Below are 22,488 nucleotides of genomic sequence, written 5' to 3' on the forward strand. Positions count from 1 at the left end.
AATTGTGGCATTTAAAGATAGATTAAAAAGCATGATTAGCTATTTTGAAATTGATGACTCAGCTGAATATGAAGATCAGCGCGCGGAACATTTTGCAGCTGACGAATCTGCTAAGATGCGTATTGCACCTGCCCCGCAACCAGTGGAGAGACGGGAGACAGAAGAGGTCCCTATGAGACGTCGGAGTCAACCTGTTCACACAGAAAAATCAAATTTGCAACGCTTAAACGAACGTCAACAAGAGCTTCGTACGCAAGGAGGATTCGGTTCGGAATCACGTACAACCATTGATATCAAATTCCCTAAAAAATATGAAGAAGCACCTGAGATTGTCAATCTTCTATTGGACAATATTAGCGTTTTGATTGATTTTCAGTACATGTCAGAGACACAAGCTCGTCGCTGTTTAGATTATTTAGATGGTGCGCGTTCAGTTCTTTCTGGTAATTTGAAAAAAGTGTCAAATACGATGTGGTTGCTGACACCGGTCAATGTAACGGTGAATATTGAGGATTTGCGTTCTGTTCAATCTGGTTCGGATGCAGATGGTCAATTTGATTTTGATATGAGAAGGTAGTAGATGCAAATTTTTATTGTTATACTATTAAAAGCGATTGAGATTTATTCCTATGTTTTATTGGCCTACGTTCTGATGTCTTGGATACCAGGACTATACGAAACTTGGTTTGGTAAACTGGTTATCTGGTTGGTAAAACCTGTTCTCCAACCCTTTTATAAATTGAACCTTCAATTTGTGGGAATGGATTGGACAGTCTTTGTGGTGATGATTGCAATGAACTTGCTATCTCGCTTTCTGATTCATCTGTTCTATCTTGCATCTTAAAGATGAAGAAGGATGAGAAGAAACTTCTTCAGCATTTTGCTTCAGGAGAAGAAGGATTCGTTGAAAAAATAATCGACCTTTGTTATCAGGTTGAAGAAACTTATTCTTATCGTTTAACCAGCTTTTGCAATCCAAAACAAGAAGAAATTGTTCATTCAATTGCAGCCTATTTTCAGCTACAAGCATTTTCTAGCAGAGATTTTGTGGAGACAGAATTCTCACGAATTATCCTTGCGCCCACTTATTATGAGTTAGATAGCCAAGATTATGATATAATGGCATTAGAAATTCTTTATCCAAGGAAATTTCATTCCATTAGTCATTCTCAAGTATTGGGCACTTTGCTCAACCAACTAGGGATGAAACGCCAATTTCTAGGTGATATTTTGATTGATGATACGCAAGCGCTTGTCTTTATCGATCGAAAATTTGGTCTACTAGCTCAGAGTCAGATTGCTAAGATAGGAAAGGCTCCTATCAAGTGGCAGGAGTTGGACCGGAGGGAGCTTCGTTTAGCTAGTCCTGAAGAAGGAAAGCGACAGGAAGTACTCTTGTCTAGTCTTCGCTTGGATAAGTTTGTGGCGCTAGCTTTTAGGTTATCCAGAGGAAATGCGGTTAAGCTGATTTCTAATAACCAAGTAAAGGTAGACTATGTGGAAACCAATCAAGTTGCAAAATCTATCGAATTAGGGCAACTGATTAGCGTTAGAGGATTTGGCAGAGTGCGTTTTAAGGAAATGCTGGGTTTCTCTAAACAAGGAAAATATAAAATCGCAATTGAAGTTTTTAAGAAATAGGAGGGCCTATGGCACTTACAGTACAAGAACTAAAAGATAAAACATTTGGAAATAAATTATTTAATGGCTATGATGTAGATGAAGTTGAAGATTTCTTAGACATTGTGACAAGTGATTATGAAGATTTAGTTCGTAAAAATCATGAACAAGAGTTGGAAATCAAGTCGTTGAAAGAACGCTTGGATTATTTCGATGAAATGAAAGAATCATTGAGCAAATCAGTTCTTTTGGCACAAGATACGGCTGCTAAGGTTAAGGTTGCTGCAGACGAACAAGCAGCAAATATTTTGAAACAAGCAGACTACGATGCTCAAAACTTGTTGAATGAAGCAAAAGATAAGGCACATGAGTTGCTCAGATCAGCAACAGATAATGCGAAGAAAGTAGCTGTTGAAACAGAAGAACTTAAAAACAAGACACGTATCTTCCATCAACGCTTGAAATCCACAGTTGAAAGCCAATTGTCTATTGTGAATTCATCTGAATGGGAAGAAATTCTTCGCCCGACAGCATCTTACTTGCAGACAAGTGATGAAGCATTCCGCGAAGTGTTGGAAATAGCTTTGGCTGAAAAAGTTGAACCTGTTGAAGATGAGTTGGATGTGACACGTCAATTGACAGCTGAAGAGCTTGCAGAAATCACTCGTCAAGCAGAAGCCTTTGAGCAAGAACAAGCTCAACTTGATGCTTCAGAACATTCTTTAGAAACTAGCGAGCCTGTTGAAGAGCTTGTAGAAGAGTAAAATAATATAAGAACAATCCATATTGGAGATAATTTTAGCGAGTAGGCGATGGTGAAAGGTCTGCATTCCCTCTTCAATATGGAATCATCTTATGGAATCTCCTTTGAACACATTTAGTAGGGGGAGACGGTTGACCATCGTTATCAGTCAGATAAGGGATAGGGGAAACTCTATCTAAACTAAGGTGGTACCACGATCTTTCGTCCTTTTTGGCGGAAGTTTTTTTTATTTGTTATGATTAAATTAAAAATTGTTGATGAAGCAAGTTTTGAAGAAGTCGTGGACTTAAGTTTATCCTCACAGGATGAACGTCGTGTGGCTTCCAATACTTATTCTTTGGCTCAAGCTTGGCTCTATGGCGAATAAGTCAGACCTTATGCAGTATATAATTTGGACCAAGTAGTGGGATTTTTACTGCTATGGATGCATCTAGAAGAGCAGAAATGGCTGATTTGGCGCTTGATGATTGACCAAAAGCATCAAAATAATGGCTATGGCAAGGAAGTTCTACGCCAAGTGATTAAGATGGCGCAGAAAGATGCATCCTGTCATCGCTTAGTTGCTGATTATGTCATTGGCAACCATCGAATGCGTGGGATGTTAGAAAGTCTAGGCTTTTCGAGCAAGGGACCATCTGGCAATGAAGTTGTAATGGAATTATTTGTAAAATAAAGGAGAAGAAATGAAATTAAAAGAAACCTTAAATTTGGGGAAAACGGATTTCCCGATGCGTGCTGGTTTGCCAAATAAAGAACCAGAATGGCAAAAAGTTTGGGAACAGGCTGACCTTTATCGCAAACGTCAAGAGCTCAATGAAGGCAAACCTGCCTTTCATTTGCATGATGGACCTCCCTACGCTAACGGGAATATCCACGTTGGTCACGCTTTGAATAAGATTTCAAAAGATATCATTGTCCGTTCAAAATCAATGTCCGGTTTCCGTGCACCTTACGTTCCTGGTTGGGACACACATGGACTTCCAATCGAGCAAGTTCTTGCAAAACAAGGTGTGAAGCGTAAAGAAATGGACTTGGCAGCCTACCTTGAAATGTGCCGTGACTATGCACTTAGTCAAGTGGACAAGCAACGCGATGACTTTAAACGCTTGGGTGTTTCAGCGGATTGGGAAAATCCATATATCACCCTAAAACCACAATATGAAGCTGATCAAATCCGTGTATTTGGTGCCATGGCAGATAAAGGCTATATCTACCGTGGTGCAAAACCTGTTTATTGGTCTTGGTCATCAGAGTCAGCCCTTGCTGAAGCTGAGATTGAATACCATGACATTGACTCAACATCACTTTATTACGCCAACAAAGTCAAAGATGGGAAGGGTGTTCTTGACATCGATACCTATATCGTTGTTTGGACGACAACACCATTTACAGTGACGGCTTCACGTGCCTTAACAGTGGGCGCAGACCTTGATTACCTTGTGGTAAAACCAGAAGGTTCAGAGCGTAAGTATGTGGTTGCAGAAGCCTTGGTTGATGTACTAGCAGGTAAATTTGGTTGGGCGTCATTTGAGATTGTGGCGCGTCATAAAGGTTCAGAGCTTGAATTGATTGTGACCGAACACCCATGGGACACAGAAGTTGATGAATTGGTGATCTTAGGTGATCACGTCACAACTGAGTCTGGTACAGGGATTGTCCATACTGCACCAGGTTTTGGTGAGGATGACTACAATGTCGGTGTCAAATATGGTATCGAGGTTGCAGTTACTGTTGATGAGCGTGGTCTTATGATGGAAAATGCTGGTCCGGACTTTGTAGGTCAATTTTACGATAAGGTTGTACCAACCGTTAAGGAAAAATTGGGAGACCTTCTCTTGGCTTCAGAAGTCATCAACCACTCATACCCATTTGACTGGCGCACCAAAAAACCAATTATCTGGCGTGCAGTGCCACAATGGTTTGCATCCGTATCAAAATTCCGTCAAGACATTCTGGATGAAATTGAAAAAACAACTTTCAATCCAGCTTGGGGACAAAAACGTCTTTACAATATGATTCGTGACCGTGGCGACTGGGTTATCTCACGTCAACGTGCTTGGGGTGTTCCGCTCCCAATCTTCTATGCCGAAGATGGCACACCAATCATGACCAAAGAAGTAACAGACCATGTGGCCAATCTCTTTGAAGAAAATGGGTCCATCATCTGGTGGAAACGTGAAGCTAAAGATCTTCTTCCAGCAGGATTCACACACCCAGGTTCACCAAATGGCGAATTTACCAAAGAAACTGACATCATGGACGTTTGGTTTGACTCAGGTTCTTCTTGGAACGGTGTCATGAATGCTCGCGAAAATCTATCCTATCCAGCTGATCTTTATCTTGAAGGTTCGGACCAGTACCGTGGTTGGTTCAATTCATCCCTTATCACGTCAGTAGCTGTTAATGGTCATGCACCATACAAGTCAATCTTGTCACAAGGCTTTGTCCTTGATGGTAAGGGGGAGAAGATGTCTAAATCAAAGGGCAATATCATCTCGCCAAATGATGTGGCTAAGCAATACGGTGCAGAAATTCTCCGTCTTTGGGTGACATCTGTTGATACGGATAACGATGTACGTGTGTCTATGGAAATCCTTGGTCAAGTGTCAGAAACTTACCGTAAAATCCGTAACACACTTCGTTTCTTGATTGCCAATACATCTGACTTCAATCCAACTCAAAACGCAGTTGCTTTTGAAGACTTGCGTTCGGTTGACAAATACATGACCATTAAGTTTAATCAATTGGTGACAACGATCAAGGAAGCCTACAATCAGTATGACTTTATGGCCATTTACAAGTCGGTGGTTAACTTTATCACAGTTGACTTGTCAGCCTTCTACCTTGATTTTGCTAAGGATGTGGTTTACATTGAAGCAGCAGATAGTCTTGTCCGTCGTCAAATGCAGACTGTTTTCTACGATATCTTGGTTAAGATCACTAAATTGTTGACACCAATCTTGCCTCATACGGCTGAAGAAATCTGGTCATACCTTGAGCACGAAGCAGAAGAGTTTGTTCAGTTGTCAGAAATGCCAGAAGTCGCAACATTTGCCGGTCAAGAAGCTATTCTTGAGGAATGGGAAGCCTTCATGACCCTTCGTACACAAGCGCAAAAAGCTTTGGAAGAAGCGCGTAACGCTAAGGTGATTGGTAAATCATTGGAAGCACACTTGACTATTTATGCTAGCCAAGAAGTGAAAACATTGTTGGCTGCTCTTGATAGCGATATTGCTCAGCTCTTGATTGTATCAGGATTGATCATAACAGAAGACTCCGCACCAGCAGATGCAATTGTATTTGAAGATATTGCCTTTACAGTAGCACGAGCTGCAGGTGAAGTTTGTGATCGTTGTCGCCGTGTCGATGAAACGACAAAAGAACGTTCGTACCATGCTCATATCTGTGACCACTGTGCGGAAATTGTAGAAGCTAACTTTGCAGAAGCAGTAGCTCAAGGATTTGAAAGTAAATAAATTTGAATTATAACCAGTTCTACGGGACTGGTTTTTTGTTGTAAAAAATAGAAAAGGTTTTCTGAACGTGTTATAATGTAGAAAATATGTGGAGTAAAAGTTATGAAAAAAAAATCTATTACTATGAAAGACGTAGCTAGATTGGCTGGGGTTAGTGTTGGTACGGTATCGCGTGTTATTAATGGGAAAAGTGACTTAAAGCCAACTACCTTGAATAAGGTAAATTTGGCTATTGAAGAGCTGAATTACATTCCAGATATATATGCTCGGGGAATGAAAACAAGTAAAACGGACACAGTAGCGCTCATTCTTCCGAGTATTTGGCATCCATTTTTTAGTGAGTTTGCTTTTTTTGTTGAAACTGCTCTTAGTGAGGTCAATTATAAACTGCTACTTTGTAACACAAATGGAGCTAAAAAAGATTTGGAATACCTTACCATGTTGCAGCAAAATAAGGTGGATGGTATTATTGCGATAACTTATAATCCAATCGAGGATTATTTAGCGTCAGATATTCCGTTTGTAAGTATTGATAGGAGTTATACGGAAAAATCAATTGCTTGGATTGCTTCTGACAATAAAAAGGGAGGGCAATTAGCAGCAGAAAAACTAATGGAGAAAGGTTGTCAGTATCTAGCTTTTGTAGGAAGCCACAATAGCACCTCCAATGATACGAAAAATCGAAGAATTTATTTTGAAAAGACAGTGAGACAGGCTGGGGAAAATTGTTTTATTTTTGATTTAGAGGAGCCTTATGGAGATTTTCAAGTTGAACTAGAAAAATTTTTACGAGATAATCCCAAAATTGATGGTATCTTTGCCGTAAATGACTTTAAGGCTTTAGATACTATAGCTGTGTTAGAGAAAATTGGGAAGAATGTTCCAGATGATGTTCAAATTATTGGATATGATGGTATTCGATACGGAGAAGATAGAGATTATCCCTTATCAACAATCAAGCAACCCTTGGAAGAAATGGCACAAACAGCAGTCAAAGTTTTGTTAGCGATTATTGAAGGAAAACCACATGAAAGTCAAGTTATTTTACCTATTTCATATATTGAAGGAAAAACAACAAAAAATAGCTAAAAACTACTTGACAGAAAGCGTTACCAATGTTAGAATAATCTTGTCATTAAGTTAATTTATATTTTACCAAAAAAATGAAACGTTTCATTTATATTTTATTTGAGGGGTGAAATCACCTTTCTTATAACCTATATTTTTGAAACGTTTTAAAAATATAGGAGGGTTAAAGATGAAATTCTTTAAACAAACAACCGTTGCCGTTACTTTATTGTCTGCTTTGGCTTTGGCCGGCTGTGGAAATAATGGCTCAAATAAAGCCTCTGAAAAAGGAGACAATAAGACAGTTACCCTCTGGGTACAGTACTCTGAAGAGTCTGCCGAAGGACAGGTTATGAGCCAATCAATTAAGGACTTCAATAAGAACAATGGAAAAGGCTACACTGCTAAGGTTGAATATATTCCTCGGAGTGGTTCCGGTGGTGGTTACGAAGATAAAGTGAATGCTGCCTTAACAACAAATACTCTGCCAGATGTTCTCACGATGGATGGACCGAATACAGCCGCCTATGCAAAATCAGGTATTATCGCTCCAATTGATGACTATGTAACAAATAAAGATGACTTACTACCAAGTATTGTAGATGAAGGTACCTATGATGGAAAGCTATATTCACTAGGTTATTCTGAATCAGGTGTGGGAATTTTCTACAACAAAAAAATGCTAGAAGATGCAGGTGTTGATATAGCTAGCCTACCAACTGTAGAGAATCCTTGGACATATGATCAATACAATGAATTGTTTGCTACACTGACTAAAAAATATAATAAACCAGCTATTGATGTCGGCTTTGATGATCACTCAGAGTGGTTGATGTATGCCTTTACACCATTTGTTTGGTCATCTGGTGGTGATGTTGTCAATAAATCAGGTGAAAAATCAACAGGAGCACTTGATAATGAAGGGTCAATTGAAGCATTTACCTTCATTCAAGGTTTGATTAAAAATGGTTACTCAACCATTACTCCAGAAAAGAATGGTTTCCAAACAGGTGTTTATCCACTGAAGATGACAGGTTCTTGGACGATGCAAGAAATGGACTCTAAATATACTGATATTGAGTATGGTGTTCTTCCATTGCCTATGTCTCCTAAAACGAAAAAATTGGTTTCACCAACTGGTAGTTGGGCTTACGGTATGAGTGCTACAACTGAGAAGAAAGATGCTGCGGGAGCATTGATTGATTTCTTAGGATCAGAACAAGAAGTTTACGATATGAGTGTGGGCAATTCTGTACTTCCTTCTCGTAAATCCACATCTGATCGCCTTGCAACAGAAGTCTCCGATCAAATGAAAGTATTGTTGGAGCAAAATGCGAAAACTGGGCATGCTCGTCCTGTTCTTGTAAAATATCCACAAATTAGCCGCATTGTACAAGATACTGTGACAGAATCAACCTATGTTGATCAAAATTCAGATATTAAAGCACTTTTGGAACAAAAAGCAAAAGAAATTGATTCATTGTTACCATAGGATTTATCGTGAAAGAAAGGGTCGTCTATAGCAGGTGAACTGAGTAGACGACCCCTATTGTTTATTAGAAGGAGTTTATGATCAATGACAGCTAAACACAAAGAATCCTTTATGGGGTATCTGTTTCTATCCCCTTCTCTCTTGATCTTAGGGACATTCCTATTTTTACCAACTTTACTATCTATTTACTATGCTTTTACAAATTACTATTTGTTAACTCCGGACGCCACCACTTTTGTAGGATTTGATAATTTTATCAAGCTCTTTTCAGATCCTTTGTTCATGCAAAGTCTAAAAAATATTGGTCAATTTGTTATTTTTATTATTCCAATTCAGCTTGGATTAGCCTTAGGTTTGGCCTTGCTAGTCAATAATAAGCGGAAATCAACCATATTTTTCAAAGTGGCATTCTTTGCCCCAGTCGTTATGTCTTTAGTTGTTGTATCTGTTTTGTGGCTAGTCCTATTGAATCCCTCGAGTGGTTTGATTAATGCATTTTTGAATACAATTGGTATTGATTCACAGCCATTTTTAACGAGTCCTAAACAAGCTATGTTTGTGATTATAGGAGTTTCTGCTTGGCAAGGAGCCGGCTACCAAATGCTTATTTTCCTTGCAGGTCTACAAAATATCCCGTCTTCTTTGTATGAGGCAGCCAGCATTGACGGAGCTAGTAAATGGAAACAATTCTTCCATATTACCTTACCAATGCTTAAGCCAACTTCTATTTTAATTTTAACTACGACGTTAATTGATGCCTTTAAACTGGTTATTCAACCAATGGTCATGACACAAGGTGGGCCGTTGAATTCAACCTTAACACCAGTATACTATATTTATAGGACAGGTTTCACGGATCGTATGGTTGGATATGCAAGTTCTATTACGGTCATTTTTGGTTTGATTATTATCTTATTTACAGTTTTACAACGAAAAGTAACAGGAGATGAAGGATATCATGAATAAAAGAAAAACAAATTTATTGTACTTTAGCTTGACCTTCCTACTAGCTGTTTTATTTGTATTTCCATTAGTGTGGATGGTCGTCTCTTCTATGAAGACTGAAAAGGCTGTCTTTGACCAATTGGGAACTTGGCGTTCATTTTTGCCGTCTGCCAATCCAAGTGAATGGCTTCAACCCTATAAAGAAATATCAGCACGATTTAATCTTTTTCAATATATTGCAAATAGTATTTTTTATGCCTCTTGTGTGACTATTGGCTCTATTTTGGTGAATTCTATGGCGGGATATGCCTTTGCGAAATTTGATTTTAAGGGAAAGAGATTTCTTTTTGGTTTAATGTTAGCACTTTTGGTTATTCCTGGTGAGACAATCATGATCACTAAGTTTTCTATTGTGCAAAAATTAGGTTTATTAAATACACGCTTAGCAGTTATATTGCCAGCTCTTTCCGCACCACTATTTATTTATATGTTCAGACAATTCTTCAGAGCGGTTTCGAATGAAATTTTGGAAGCGGCTAAGATTGAGGGGGCATCTCATTTTAGAATTTTTTGGAATATCATGTTACCATTGTCGAAACCAGCTATTGCGACGGTAGGAACTCTATCTTTTATTGGTAGCTGGAATGACTATATTTGGCCATTGATGGTGTTAACCAATACAAGTGATTTTCCATTGCAAGTAGCTATTACCAATATCAATAATACCCAACCAACCTATACAAACCAAATAATGGCGATGTTGACAATTTCAACAATTCCACTCATTATTATTTACATATTCTTCCAAAAATATTTGGTTCAAGGATTGGGAAGTACTGGAACAGGAGTAAAATAATACATGAGTCAATTTAGTATTGAAAGAGCAGAAAAATACATTTTAGAAAATATTTCTAAAGTGAATCAGATCTATAAACCAGAATTGCACTTTTCGGCCCAGACTGGTTGGATCAATGATCCCAATGGGTGCGTGTTCTTCCGAGGCGAGTATCACTTATTTTATCAGTTTAACCCATACGACAGTGTCTGGGGGCCGATGCATTGGGGACATGCAAAGAGCAAGGACTTATTACACTGGGAGCATCTACCTGTGGCTTTAGTGCCAGACCAAGACTATGATAAGGATGGCTGCTTTTCGGGAAGTGCCATTGTTAAGGATGATATTCTTTGGTTAATGTACACGGGTCATATTGTTGATGAGGATGGAAGTGTCCGACAAATTCAAAATATGGCTTACTCTGAAGATGGCATTTCTTTTCATAAAATCAAGGAAAATCCAGTTGCAACAGGAGAGGTTTTGCCTGAGGAAATTGTTAAGAGTGATTTTCGTGATCCAAAATTATTTGAAAAGGACGAACGATATTATTCTGTTGTTGCAGCTAAACATCAAGATGGAGTAGGATGTATTATCTTGCTAGGGTCTGATGATTTGGTATCTTGGCAATTTGAATCGATATTTTTGAAAGGGGAGTCCCATCAAGGCTTTATGTGGGAATGTCCAGATTATTTTGAGATGGATGGAAAATCCTATCTTATGATGTCACCGATGCGCTATCAACGTGTTGGAAATGATTTTGTCAATCTAAATTCCTCTGTTTTAGTTTCAGGATTTGTTGATTGGGATAAAAAGCAATTTTATCAGGAGACGGTAAAAGAAATTGATCACGGGCATAATTACTATGCTCCCCAATCTTTTGAAGACAATAAGGGAAATAGAATTGTCATTGCTTGGATGCAAAACTGGGGTCGTACAGCAGTCACCCATAATCTTCAACATGGTTGGGCTGGAGCTATGACCACGCCAAGAATTTTAAAATATAAAGGTGAAAAAATACTTCAAACATTGCCGGATGGCATCTTGGAACAACTTCCTATTTTATTTATGTCGGAAAATTCTCAGGTTGGCTATCTACAAAGTGATTGGACAGATGGAAAAGTATACCGACTGGGTACTTCAGAGGATTACTTAGAATTTGGCTATGATGCAGTGGCTAAAGAAGTCTATGTAGATCGTAGTCACTTAAAAATCCAGATTAAAGGTGAAGAAGAGTGGCCAATTAATCGACGTGCAGTGTCTGTTGAAGCTCACGAAGTTTTATTCATTTTGGATAAAAGTTTGTTGGAAATTTTTATAAACAATGGTGAAGAAAGTCTATCGAGTTCATATTATTTAACGGATGGTGGCATTTTACAGGAATTAACAAATTAAAAAGAGAAGAAATTTCTTCTCTTTTTTATAATAATGGCTTGATAAAGATTCGTTGGTCGCCTAGCGGGATGAGTTCGACCTGGTTGCCGTAAAAATCGCCTAGGAGTTCTGGAGTAAGGATTTCTTCCTTGGGCCCTTGCGCTAGAACTTTTCCTTCTTTGAGGAGGAGGACGTGGCTAAATGGAGCCGTGATTTCTTCAGCGTGGTGGGTCACATAGATAATAGCTGGTGCATTTTTCAGCTGGCAAATGCGGTCGATGTGCTTGAGAAGACGTTCCCGTGCCAGTAGGTCTAATCCGACGGTTGCTTCATCTAGGATGAGAATTTGAGGTTCTTCCATGAGACTACGCGCGATGAGTAGTAGCTGCCGTTCACCCTGTGATAAGCTATTGTAGCGTCGACCAATCAAGTGCCCTGCTTGGATAGTTAAGAGCATTTGTCGGGATTGGTCCAGTTCGGCTTGTCCATATTCGCGGTAGAGGATGGAGGATTTGTACTTGCCTGTTAGCACGATTTGTTCGGCGTAGAGGTCAGTTGGGAAGCGTTCGGCTAGGAAGGAACCGACGATGCCAATTTTCTTGCGGAGGCTGGGAATATCTCCCTTACCGAAGGTAACGCCCAAGACCTGCAATTCACCAGAACTTTTCCAAAATTCAGCCATGAGAATCCGTAAGAGAGTGGATTTTCCAGCACCATTTAGCCCAAGAACGGCCCAAGTTTCTCCTTTTCTAACTTGCCAGTTAATGTCTTCTAAAATCGTCTTTCCTTGGCGACGATAGGATAAATCTTGCATGGATAGAATCATGGAGCACCTCACAAATGTTTTTCCTATTTTATCATAGAAATGCTAGAAAATGAATAATTTCCCTCCAAATCTAAAAATATGATATAATAGGACTGTTATCTAAAATTATAGACATAGGAGACCGACATGGAAGACCCTGGTAGTCAGACCATTTATTTGCAAATTTTGATCCTTTTTATTCTAACCCTGCTCAATGCCTTTTTCTCAGCTTCTGAGATGGCATTAGTGTCGCTCAATCGTTCTCGTGTGGAGCAAAAAGCGGTTGAAGGGGAGAAAAAGTATATTCGTCTGGTCAAGGTGCTAGACAATCCTAACAACTTTTTGTCAACCATTCAAGTTGGCATTACCTTTATTTCAATCTTATCAGGGGCGAGCTTAGCTAGTGACTTGGGCAAGGTATTTGCGGGCTGGTTGGGAAATTCTTCAACGGCACAGACGGCAGGTTATTGGTTTGCTTTGGCATTGTTGACCTTCGTATCGATCGTCTTGGGGGAATTGTATCCGAAGCGGATTGCCATGAATATGAAAGAAAATCTAGCCGTTGTGACTGCGCCAGTAATTATTTTCTTAGGGAAGATTGTGAGTCCCTTTGTCTGGCTCTTGTCTGCATCCACAAATCTCTTGTCTCGGATTACACCCATGACTTTTGATGATGCGGATGAGCAGATGACCCGAGATGAGATTGAGTACATGCTGACCAAGAGTGAAGCGACAAGTCTGGATGCGGACGAGATTGAGATGTTGCAGGGGATTTTCTCCTTGGACGAAATGGTGGCGCGTGAGGTTATGGTGCCTCGGACGGATGCTTTCATGGTCGATATCGAGGATGATGTTAACAGTATTATCCAAGACATTCTCAAGCAAAATTTCTCCCGAATTCCTGTCTATGAAGACGACAAGGACAAGGTGATTGGTCTCATTCATACCAAGCGCCTCTTGTCAGAAGGTTTTACAAATGGTTTTGAAAATATCAATCTACGTAAGATTTTACAGGAACCACTCTTTGTTCCAGAAACGATTTTCGTGGATGATCTCTTGACGGAACTCCGTAATACGCAAAATCAAATGGCTATTCTTCTTGATGAATACGGTGGAGTGGCTGGTTTGGTCACTCTGGAAGATTTGTTGGAAGAAATTGTTGGAGAAATTGATGATGAAACGGATAAGACAGAGATTTTTGTCCGTGAAATTGCAGACCAGACTTATATTGTTCAGGGGAATATGACCCTCAATGACTTCAATGAGCACTTTGGCACAGAGTTGGAAAGCGATGATGTGGATACCATTGCTGGCTTCTACTTAACAGGTGTTGGGACGATCCCAAGTCAGGATGAAAAGATGAGCTATGAAGTGGACAGCAATGATTACCACTTGGTGCTGATCAATGACAAGGTCAAAAATGGTCGTGTGACTAAAATCAAACTTTTATTAACAAAGATTGAAACAGAAGAAGATGGAAAAGAGTAGGAAATTCCCACTCTTTTTTCAGTGTTTTTGAACCCGCTTTCCTAAAAATAGTGTTATAATGGAGGGAGTGAAAGATAGGAAGTAAAAATGGAAGAAATCGATTACAGAAATGTTACCGGTTTGGTACATTCGACAGAGAGCTTTGGTGCTGTAGATGGCCCGGGTATCCGCTTTGTGGTCTTCATGCAGGGCTGTCATATGCGGTGTCAATATTGCCATAATCCAGATACCTGGGATTTGGTAAATCCTATGGCGACAGAAAGAACAGCAGAAGACGTCCTCAATGAAGCCTTGCGTTACAAAGGTTTTTGGGGGAAGGAGGGAGGCATCACCGTATCAGGTGGTGAAGCCACTATCCAGATTGACTTTTTGATTGCCCTCTTTACCTTGGCCAAGGAGAAAGGCATCCACACCACTTTGGATACCTGTGCCCTGACTTTCCGTAATACTCCTCGCTATCTGGAAAAATATGAGAAGCTCATGGCTGTGACGGATTTGGTGCTCTTGGATATCAAGGAAATCAATCCTGACCAACACAAGATTGTCACTGGTCACAGCAATAAGACTATTTTGGCTTGTGCACGTTATCTGTCAGATATTGGCAAGCCCGTTTGGATTCGCCATGTCTTGGTGCCAGATTTGACAGACCGTGATGAGGATTTGGTGCATTTGGGTGAGTTTGTCAAAACATTGACTAATGTGGAGCGTTTTGAAGTTCTTCCTTATCATAATTTGGGTGAATTCAAGTGGCGTGAATTGGGGAAACCGTATCCGCTAGAAGGAACCAAGCCACCAACCAAAGCCCGTGTTGAAAACGCGAAAGAACTCATGCAGACAGAATCCTATCAGGAATACCTCAATCGGATTAAAGCACAATAAAATCAGAGAACATCTCAAAAGTGAGGTGTTCTTTTTCTAGTTTTATTCAAAATGTGGTATACTAAACTATCGCTAAATAGTAATAAAAGAGAAGAAAATTGAAAGCTATTCAACAAATAAAGTACGCTAAAGAGCCATTTGACTTGGAGATTGTCGACATTCCTAAACCGACAATTTCTTCACAAGATGTATTGATTAAGGTGGTGGCAGCAGGTTTGAACCCTGTGGATTACAAGCTCATGACGGGGTCAATTCGAGCGATTTTTCCTTTTAAAACGCCATTCACAGCGGGAAATAAATTTGCAGGGGGCATCGAGGAAGTGGGAAGTGATGTGGTTGATTTTAAGGTAGGAGACCGGGTTTATGGTCGAATGACCTTGAAAGAACCAGGTGCATTTGCGGAGTATGTAGGAATTGCAGCGTCAGAAATTGCCTTGATTCCAGACTACCTCAGCTTTGAAGAGGCGGCCGGAATTCCTTTGACAGCCTTAACAGCCTACCAAGCCTTGGATTTGTTGAAGGTAGAGGCTGGGAAGACGATTTTTATCTCCGGTGGAACAGGCGGTTTTGGTGCCATAGCCATTCCCCTAGCCAAAGCTCGTGGTTTGCTGGTCGTGACAAATGGTCGTGCGATTCATAAATAGCGGATGCTGAGCTTGGGAGTGGACCAATTTATCGATTACCAGACAGAGGACTACACAACGATTCTATCGGATGTGGACTACGTCATTGATACCTTGGGAGGAGAAGAGCTGGAGAAGCAGTTTGGGATTTTGAAAACAGGGGGTCATCTAGTCAGTCTGAGTAGTCTGCCTAACCGTGCCTTTGCCAAAGAAATGGGTCTGTCTTGGTTCAAGCAATTCTTATTTGGTCTGGTTGGACGAAAATATGACAAACTAGCAGCTGAAAATGGGCAAACCTATCATTTCATTTTTGTGCATTCGGATGGTCCGCAATTGCGTGAGATTTCTCGTATTTTTGCTGAAAAACAAGTTCCCATTTCCATTGACCAAGTATTTGCGTTTACTGACATCAACAAGGCGCTGGATAAGTTGCGAAAAGGTGGTTCAAAAGGGAAATCCATTTTACGAGTAGAGGAGTAAAAAAAGAAGCCATCGGCTTCTTTTCGTTTATAATTTGCTGTCGTCAATAGCGTTGAGCCAGTCAGCGGCAGCAGTCAGAGTTGCTTCCAAGGCTCCTTCTTGGAATGGAGATTGGATACCAGCAGCTTCCACGATTTGGAGGAAGGTTGCTGTTCCACCCATTTTACAGATGCGCATGTAGTCTTCCCAAGCTGTTTCGTCGTGATCTACTTGTGTTCGTTTCCAGAACTGGAGGGCGCAGACTTGAGCGAGGGTGTAGTCGATATAGTAGAACGGGCTTGCAAAAATGTGTCCTTGGCGGTACCAGAAGATACCACGGTCAAGGGCTTCTGATTCAGAGTAATCTTTTGAAGGAAGGTACATTTTTTCAAGACGACGCCAAGTGGCTTTGCGCTCGGCAGGTGTCATCTCTGGATGTTCGTAAACTTCGTGTTGGAAGTGGTCGACGAGTACACCGTATGGCAAGAAGAAGAGAGCGGCTGATAAATGGCTGAATTTGTATTTGTCTACTTGTTCTTTGAAGTACAGATCCATCCAAGGCCAGGTCATAAATTCCATAGACATAGAATGAATTTCACAAGATTCGTAGGTTGGCCAGATAGCTTCAGGTGCTGCAATCCAACGTGAATTGTAAACTTGGAAGGCATGTCCAGCTTCGTGCGTCAAGACGTCGATGTCTGCACTTGTTCCATTGAAATTAGCAAAGATAAATGGGCTCTTGTAGTCGTAAATGTAGGTACAGTAGCCACCTGTGTCTTTACCATCTTTGGCAATGAGGTCTAGCAAATCGTTTTCTACCATGTAGTCGAAGAATTCGCCTGTTTCTGGGGACAACTCGTGGTACATTTTTTGTGCTTCTTTGACTAGGTGTTCAGGCCTACCCTGCGGTGTCGCGTTTCCGTTTAAGTACTCGAGAACTAGATCGTAGTGTTTGAGCTCAGGGACTTGAATCCGTTTGGCTTGGCGGTCGCGCAATCCGTTGACAATTGGAACAACCAATTTTAAGATTTCTTCGCGGTAGGTCTTGACCATGTCACGGTTGTAGTCAAAACGGTTCATCATCTTGTAACCGTATTCAACATAGTCTTTGAAGCCGAGTGTTGTCGCGATTTCATGACGAACTTTGACAAGCTGGTCGTAGACGTCGTCAAATGCAGCTTCGTGTTCTACAAAGTAACCTGTGACAGTGTCGGAAGCTTCTTTACGCGTGTCGCGGTCAGTTGATTGGTTGAAAGGTCCCATTTGAGAGAGGTTGTAAGTTTCTCCTCGGAAGTCCAAGCGGGCAGTTGCCATCAGGTTATTGTAGCGGTCGACCAATTGATTTTCTTTTTGGAAAAGTGGAATCGCTTCGGATGAGAAAGTTTTGAGCTTGTTTTCTGCCAACATAAAGAATGTTTCTGGCAAGAAGTCACCGAGTTCTTTGCGGAATGGGCTATCCACCACCACGCGGTAGTAGTTGGTCATGAGCTCGTCAAAGAGGGGAGAATACTCGTTCCAGAATTTTGTTTCTTCATTGTAGAAGTCGTCATTCATGTCAATGGAGTGACGGATGCTCCAGAGATTGGCCTGGGTGTCGATATTTCCGTTGATGGCTGTGATTTGCTTGACGATAGCAAGAGCTGCATCGGCACTTGTTGCAGCAGCCAAGTCAGCAGTTAAAGCTGCCATTTCTTGTTTGAGCGCTTCATAGTCAGGGCGCACATAAGTGTAATCTGAGAATTTCATAAAAACTCCTTTATAATAATCTACTACTATCTTACCTTTTTTTAGGTGCGGATGCAAATGCAGTTCCCCTCATTCCATTATGATTGAAAATGTGGTAAAATAAGTTGAATCTATTTAATGAGGTAACAACATGTCTAAATTTTTAGTTTTTGGTCACCAAAATCCAGATACGGATGCAACAGCTTCAGCTTATGGTTGGGCTTACTTGGAGCGCGAAGCTTGGGGACGCGATGCAGAAGCCGTTCTCTTGGGAGAGCCAAATGAAGAAACACAATTTGCCTTGGACTACTTTGGTGTAACAGCCCCTCGCGTGGTCACTTCTGCTAAAGAAGAAGGCGTGAGCCAAGTTATCTTGACAGACCACAATGAATTCCAACAATCTATCGCAGATATTCGTGAGGTTGAAGTGGCAGCAGTCATTGACCACCACCGTGTAGCGAATTTTGAAACGGCTAATCCACTTTATATGCGTGTTGAGCCAGTTGGTTCAGCCTCTTCTATCGTTTACCGTGCTTCAAAAGAAGCAGGTATCACCCTTCCAAAAGAAGTAGCTGGTCTTCTCTTGTCGGGTTTGATTTCTGACACGCTTTTGCTCAAATCTCCTACAACTCACGTCTCTGATCCAGCAGTTGCAGAAGAATTGGCAGCCATCGCAGGCGTTAACTTGGAAGAATATGGCTTGGCATTGTTGAAAGCTGGAACAAACTTGGCAAGCAAATCAGCTGAAGAGTTGATTGACATCGACGCCAAAACATTCGAATTGAATGGCAACGCAGTGCGCGTGGCACAAGTCAATACGGTGGATATCGCAGAAGTCTTGGAACGCCAAGCAGAAATCGAAGCAGCCATGACAGCTGCATCAGCAGCCAACGGCTACTCAGACTTTGTCCTTATGATTACAGACATCGTCAACTCAAACTCAGAAATCTTGGCTTTGGGAAGCAACATGGACAAGGTAGAAGCAGCCTTCAACTTTACCCTTGAAAACAACCATGCATTCCTTGCAGGTGCTGTTTCACGTAAGAAACAAGTTGTTCCTCAATTGACAGACAGCTTTAACGCATAATAAACTGAAAACACGCTAGAAAGCTCTAGCGTGTTTTTTTAGATGCTACATGAAGTAGAATTTTAGTGTAGCTTAGTGATGTTTCTGAACGATTTTTTTAATCGTTGGAATAATCATTGGGAGCAAGGTCACGAGGACAATCGTAATGATAATCAGAGAAAAGTGACTTTTGACAAATGGAATATTGCCAAAGAGGTAGCCAGCGCCAGTCGCAATGATAGACCAGGAAACTGCTGCGATGAATGCCCGTATGAAGAAATCTTTAAAAGGAAATTGGCTGACACCGGCAACAAATGGGACAAATGTACGGACAATCGGGATATAGCGCCCGAGAATGATAGCGGCAGATCCTTTTTCTTCGAAATACTCTTCTGCATCTTGAATGTACTGCTCTTTGATAAAGCGAGAGAAGAAGGGATGTCTTACCATCTGGTAGCCAAAGGTATGTCCGATAAAGAAGTTTAAGGTATCCCCTAGGATAGATGCAAGGAAGAAGAGGATGCCAAAAATCCATACATTAAAGGACATATTTGGATTAGCAGCGAGAGCTCCAGCCGCAAACAGTAGGCTATCACCTGGGAGGAATGGAAGGATAACCGCTCCTGTTTCCACGAAAATCACGAGGAAAAGTAGGAGATAAGTCCAAGGGCCAACCGCATTAGCCATCGCATAGATATGCTGGTCGATATGTAAAATAAAATCAATGATAAACATAGTTACCTCATTTTTGTTTTTTTAGGGGAATTTCAGACTGATAAAGCGTCCAAAATAACATCTATCACAGTTAACTGAGTAGAGTTTACATGATATCATTAGTATACCATCTCGTAGCTACTAGTGGTCAAGTTTTTCATCTCCATTTTCAAAAAAAAACTGTCTGAGCTGGTAAATGATTTCAAGTTTATCTGCGTGAGCTCATATGAGCTGAAAATTGCTCTCTGTTTTTCCGCAAGAGTCTATTTTTTTGTTATACTGTTTTTATGATTATCACAGTGAACCCTACAAAATTAACCAAGCAGTCTTTTTTTCAAGACTTAATCAATTACCTAGCCCTGCATGATGAGGTTATCTTGCGGGACATTAAAAAAACGTTTTCCGAAGTGAAAAACGTGGATAAGCTGTTGGATAGCTACATTGACGCGGGTTATATTGCGCGTGAAAATCGTCGCTACCGCAATCAATTTTCTTTGCTGGTGTCCTGTGACCAGCTGGAATTTGGTCAAGAGGTCTTTGTGGACGACCAATCCCCTGTCTATCAGGATTTAAAAAACTTGACCTATGAGATGGACTTGGCCAATGACACCAATGCTTTGGTGATTCGAGAAAAAGTTGATTTTTTGCGGGAAAAGTTGACATTGAATGCTTATTTTTACAAAATGCGGGAGCAGTTGCCCTTATCTGCTGAACAGGCGGTTTTGTATGAGCTTTTGGGAGATGTCAATCCCGCTTATGCTCTCAAATACATGACCACATTTCTACTGAAATTTACCCGCAAGGATATTCTTCTGCAAAAACGTTCGGAGATCTTTGTGCAGGCTTTGGTCATTTTAGGCTTTATCGAGTCGGTTGATGAATTCAGTTACCGTTTGACCATGGAGCTGGATAGGGAGAGATTAATCTTTGAAGCGACGGAATAAACAGATAGGAGAACGAGTGCCAACTCGTTCTTTTTGTGTCTTATTTTTCTAAAAAGAAGGGCTAGAATTTGCCAGACAGACAAAATTGGGGATTTTGTGTAAAATCTGTTATTTTTTTAGCAAAATATAGTGATAAAAAATCAAGAACCTGGGACTTAGTCCTAGGTTCTTTTTTCATTTTATGGCTTCTAGCCAGTTTTTCTCGAAGAGGAAAACAAGAAAACCACCAGCTTAGCTGGTGGCTGACAAGGCTTCGAGCTTCCCTTTATTTTTCCTAGTCTAACCTAATTGTTCAGGTTAGACAAAGGAGGAGTAAAAAAGTCCAGTGGACTATTTTAGCGTGGCTAAAACCAGTTATAGTTTATCACATACAAAATAAGACAAGATTTGATTGGGATTTTCCGTCATCTATGTCAATACAAAGGTGTGGAAATTATAGAAGGACACATGATGCCCAATCATGTTCATATGCTTGTCATGATTCCACCAAAACTAGCGATTTCTGATTTCATAGGCTACTTAAAAAGTAAAAGTGCCTTGATGATATTTGGTAAGCATGCGAATTTAAAGTATAAATACGGAAATCGCTTTTCTGGGCGAGAGGGTATTATGTCAGTACAGTCGGATTAAATGAACAAACTGTAGCAAAATACATACGTGAGCAAGAAAAGGATGACATTGCACTCGATAAGTTAAGTGTTAAAGAATATGAAGATCCGTTTTCTGATGGAGGATTCAGGACAAGATAAAAGCCCGTTGTTACGGGCATCAGTCAAGTAATGAAAGCATAACCTGAACGAAGTTCAGCGAGCGTCTTTAGACTCCGCTGGAGACCATCGGCTTATAGCCGGTGTACAGGCCACCCGTTTTCACGGGTGGTTTTGACTTATTTTTGAGGTTTGTTGTCATCGGAAAATTTGATGAAGGGAAAGGTTTGAAAATCAGGTAAATTGACTCTCAGTTTCTCCAAGTCAAATTTAGGGCGGTTTTGATTTTGCTCTTTCCAGATTTGATATCGGGTATCAATGAGGAGTCGGGTCATCCTTTCCAACATTTGCCGTTCTTCAGGGGAGAGGTTTTGTCGATTTTGAGCCAAGGCCTGTAACTTAGCAGGCGTATCGATGGTCATGTCGCTGAAGCGGTAAATGCCAGCTTGGGTAAAGAGACCGAAAAAGAGGTCGAAAAAGGTTTTGAGTTCGTCGGGGCTTAAGCTAGCTGTCCAGGTTTTGAGGGTTTGGTCCATTTGCAGGCTGTCGGGGGTCAGAGCGGCAGCAGTTTGGAAGGTTTTGTCGTCAATTTCCCAAGTAAAACTGATATGCTGCATGAGTCCCAGCCCTGTACTTTTGACAATGTGGGCATTTTTCGGTGTTTGAAGCATCATACCAACGATAGAGCCTTCTGGAATGATGGAATGAATGCGCTTGGTAATGGCTGCATACCCAGTCGATGCAAGGACAGTTTCATGCAAGCCAGGGCCATCAAAACTATAGACTTCTTGGATGCTTTCCTGAAGGGCAGGCTGGACTTGACTGCTGGCAAAAGTAGCCAAATTGCCCCCTTTTGAATGGCCAGCTACATAAAAATTAGCCGGTAGGGTCTCAATAGCTGTTTCCAAGTAGTCTCGTGCCGCTGCTTGGGCAGGAATTTTGGCCATATAGGTCATATGGAAATCCTCTTTCCAGCCGATTATGGTATCATCAGTTCCACGAAAAACGGTCAGAACATCGTTTGGAGTGAGGCGATAGGAGACGGCTGCAAATTGCTTTTGATCCTCCAAGCTATAATCATTGACATAGGCAAAGGCTCGGATATACTTGAACCGTTTGCTCTGGCTTAGTTGCGCAAGTAGTGCCAGACGGTCACGGTTGACCATGGAAAGTGGCGGATAGCCAGACTGAAATTTTTCATGAAATTTATCTGCCAATTCATCCAACCGAATGCCTTTTGTCACTGAAAAATCTGCCGTAATCAAGTCATCGAAGGGCAGGTAAGACAGCTCTGTCAAGGCTAAAATGTCCAATTCATTGATTGCAGTCTCGTAAAAATTGTCATATTGATAATTGGTCAGGTAGGTCAGTATATTTGCCATGTGGTTTCCTCTTGCTTATTTCTATCAGTATAGCCCAAGTTGCTGGAAAAGACAAATGCCAACTTAAAATCTTGTAAGTCAGCTAAAAATCATTCCATTTACTGGCTAAATCCTTTATAATAAGAG

General features: G+C 40.8%; 20 protein-coding genes and 2 pseudogenes. 18 read left to right on the top strand and 4 right to left on the bottom strand.

Features of this window, described 5'->3' with window-relative positions; genetic code table 11:
* The first annotated feature begins 4 nt into the window (after window positions 1-4).
* The 12 genes from ABID27_RS00240 to ABID27_RS00295 all read left to right on the top strand — a co-directional run bounded on the left by ABID27_RS00240 (window position 5) and on the right by ABID27_RS00295 (window position 11,591).
* Window positions 5-577 (top strand): cell division protein SepF, encoded by a 573-nt coding sequence (locus ABID27_RS00240; protein WP_354279436.1) that lies wholly within the window; start codon window positions 5-7, stop codon window positions 575-577.
* 3 nt (window positions 578-580) lie between these two features.
* On the top strand, window positions 581-844 hold the full coding sequence (locus ABID27_RS00245) for a YggT family protein (RefSeq protein WP_253365946.1): 264 nt from the start codon (window positions 581-583) through the stop codon (window positions 842-844).
* Window positions 845-846: 2 nt separating this feature from the next.
* The gene (locus tag ABID27_RS00250; RefSeq protein WP_354279438.1) at window positions 847-1,641 is read left to right on the top strand and encodes a YlmH family RNA-binding protein; all 795 of its coding nucleotides are present in this window, start codon (window positions 847-849) and stop codon (window positions 1,639-1,641) included.
* Between the two features lie 8 nt (window positions 1,642-1,649).
* Window positions 1,650-2,384, top strand: a complete 735-nt coding sequence (locus ABID27_RS00255) for a DivIVA domain-containing protein (RefSeq protein ID WP_354279440.1) — start codon at window positions 1,650-1,652, stop codon at window positions 2,382-2,384.
* Between the two features lie 234 nt (window positions 2,385-2,618).
* Window positions 2,619-2,750 (top strand): hypothetical protein, encoded by a 132-nt coding sequence (locus ABID27_RS00260; RefSeq protein ID WP_354279442.1) that lies wholly within the window; start codon window positions 2,619-2,621, stop codon window positions 2,748-2,750.
* Window positions 2,751-2,774: 24 nt separating this feature from the next.
* On the top strand, window positions 2,775-3,056 hold the full coding sequence (locus ABID27_RS00265; protein WP_354279444.1) for a GNAT family N-acetyltransferase: 282 nt from the start codon (window positions 2,775-2,777) through the stop codon (window positions 3,054-3,056).
* 10 nt (window positions 3,057-3,066) lie between these two features.
* A complete protein-coding gene (gene ileS / locus ABID27_RS00270; protein ID WP_354279446.1) occupies window positions 3,067-5,859 on the top strand; it encodes an isoleucine--tRNA ligase in 2,793 nt (930 codons plus the stop codon).
* Window positions 5,860-5,961: 102 nt separating this feature from the next.
* Window positions 5,962-6,948 (top strand): LacI family DNA-binding transcriptional regulator, encoded by a 987-nt coding sequence (locus ABID27_RS00275; protein WP_253365956.1) that lies wholly within the window; start codon window positions 5,962-5,964, stop codon window positions 6,946-6,948.
* 169 nt (window positions 6,949-7,117) lie between these two features.
* The gene (locus tag ABID27_RS00280) at window positions 7,118-8,419 is read left to right on the top strand and encodes an ABC transporter substrate-binding protein (protein ID WP_354279448.1); all 1,302 of its coding nucleotides are present in this window, start codon (window positions 7,118-7,120) and stop codon (window positions 8,417-8,419) included.
* Between the two features lie 84 nt (window positions 8,420-8,503).
* Window positions 8,504-9,385, top strand: a complete 882-nt coding sequence (locus tag ABID27_RS00285; RefSeq protein ID WP_253365966.1) for a carbohydrate ABC transporter permease — start codon at window positions 8,504-8,506, stop codon at window positions 9,383-9,385.
* A complete protein-coding gene (locus ABID27_RS00290) occupies window positions 9,366-10,220 on the top strand; it encodes a carbohydrate ABC transporter permease (RefSeq protein WP_435533061.1) in 855 nt (284 codons plus the stop codon). The genes ABID27_RS00285 and ABID27_RS00290 overlap by 20 nt, the downstream gene beginning before the upstream one ends.
* 3 nt (window positions 10,221-10,223) lie before the next feature.
* Window positions 10,224-11,591 carry a glycoside hydrolase family 32 protein gene (locus tag ABID27_RS00295; protein WP_354279453.1) on the top strand — a complete coding sequence of 456 codons (1,368 nt, stop codon included), beginning with the start codon at window positions 10,224-10,226 and terminating at the stop codon, window positions 11,589-11,591.
* 25 nt (window positions 11,592-11,616) lie between these two features.
* Here the strand turns inward: ABID27_RS00295 and ABID27_RS00300 are convergent, their stop codons facing one another.
* A complete protein-coding gene (locus ABID27_RS00300) occupies window positions 11,617-12,396 on the bottom strand; it encodes an ABC transporter ATP-binding protein (RefSeq protein ID WP_354279455.1) in 780 nt (259 codons plus the stop codon).
* 126 nt (window positions 12,397-12,522) lie between these two features.
* Between ABID27_RS00300 and ABID27_RS00305 the strand changes: the two genes are divergently transcribed.
* From ABID27_RS00305 to ABID27_RS00315, 3 genes and pseudogenes are all read left to right on the top strand, one after another.
* On the top strand, window positions 12,523-13,863 hold the full coding sequence (locus ABID27_RS00305; protein ID WP_354279457.1) for a hemolysin family protein: 1,341 nt from the start codon (window positions 12,523-12,525) through the stop codon (window positions 13,861-13,863).
* 87 nt (window positions 13,864-13,950) lie between these two features.
* The gene (gene pflA, locus ABID27_RS00310; RefSeq protein WP_253365971.1) at window positions 13,951-14,742 is read left to right on the top strand and encodes a pyruvate formate-lyase-activating protein; all 792 of its coding nucleotides are present in this window, start codon (window positions 13,951-13,953) and stop codon (window positions 14,740-14,742) included.
* A 98-nt stretch (window positions 14,743-14,840) separates the two neighbouring features.
* A pseudogene (locus ABID27_RS00315) lies at window positions 14,841-15,845 on the top strand (NADP-dependent oxidoreductase).
* Between the two features lie 27 nt (window positions 15,846-15,872).
* Here ABID27_RS00315 and ABID27_RS00320 read toward each other — a convergent pair.
* Window positions 15,873-17,570 carry a M3 family oligoendopeptidase gene (locus tag ABID27_RS00320; protein ID WP_354279460.1) on the bottom strand — a complete coding sequence of 566 codons (1,698 nt, stop codon included), beginning with the start codon at window positions 17,568-17,570 and terminating at the stop codon, window positions 15,873-15,875.
* 130 nt (window positions 17,571-17,700) lie between these two features.
* Between ABID27_RS00320 and ABID27_RS00325 the strand changes: the two genes are divergently transcribed.
* Entirely contained in the window at window positions 17,701-18,636 is a 936-nt protein-coding gene (locus tag ABID27_RS00325) for a manganese-dependent inorganic pyrophosphatase (protein WP_354279462.1), read from the top strand.
* A 72-nt stretch (window positions 18,637-18,708) separates the two neighbouring features.
* Here the strand turns inward: ABID27_RS00325 and ABID27_RS00330 are convergent, their stop codons facing one another.
* A complete protein-coding gene (locus tag ABID27_RS00330; protein WP_253365978.1) occupies window positions 18,709-19,350 on the bottom strand; it encodes a VTT domain-containing protein in 642 nt (213 codons plus the stop codon).
* A gap of 266 nt (window positions 19,351-19,616) precedes the next feature.
* On the opposite strand from ABID27_RS00330, the gene ABID27_RS00335 reads away from it, so the two are divergent.
* Window positions 19,617-20,273: a DUF1803 domain-containing protein gene (locus ABID27_RS00335; RefSeq protein WP_253365980.1), complete on the top strand. Its 657-nt coding sequence runs from the start codon at window positions 19,617-19,619 to the stop codon at window positions 20,271-20,273.
* 378 nt (window positions 20,274-20,651) lie between these two features.
* Window positions 20,652-21,022 (top strand): annotated as a pseudogene (gene tnpA, locus ABID27_RS00340) (IS200/IS605 family transposase); the annotation flags it as partial.
* A gap of 137 nt (window positions 21,023-21,159) precedes the next feature.
* Here the strand turns inward: tnpA and ABID27_RS00345 are convergent.
* Window positions 21,160-22,362: a DUF2974 domain-containing protein gene (locus ABID27_RS00345; protein WP_354279464.1), complete on the bottom strand. Its 1,203-nt coding sequence runs from the start codon at window positions 22,360-22,362 to the stop codon at window positions 21,160-21,162.
* Window positions 22,363-22,488 lie beyond the last annotated feature (126 nt).

The organism is Streptococcus gallinaceus (assembly GCF_040545695.1).
In the GTDB taxonomy this organism is placed as follows: domain Bacteria; phylum Bacillota; class Bacilli; order Lactobacillales; family Streptococcaceae; genus Streptococcus; species Streptococcus gallinaceus.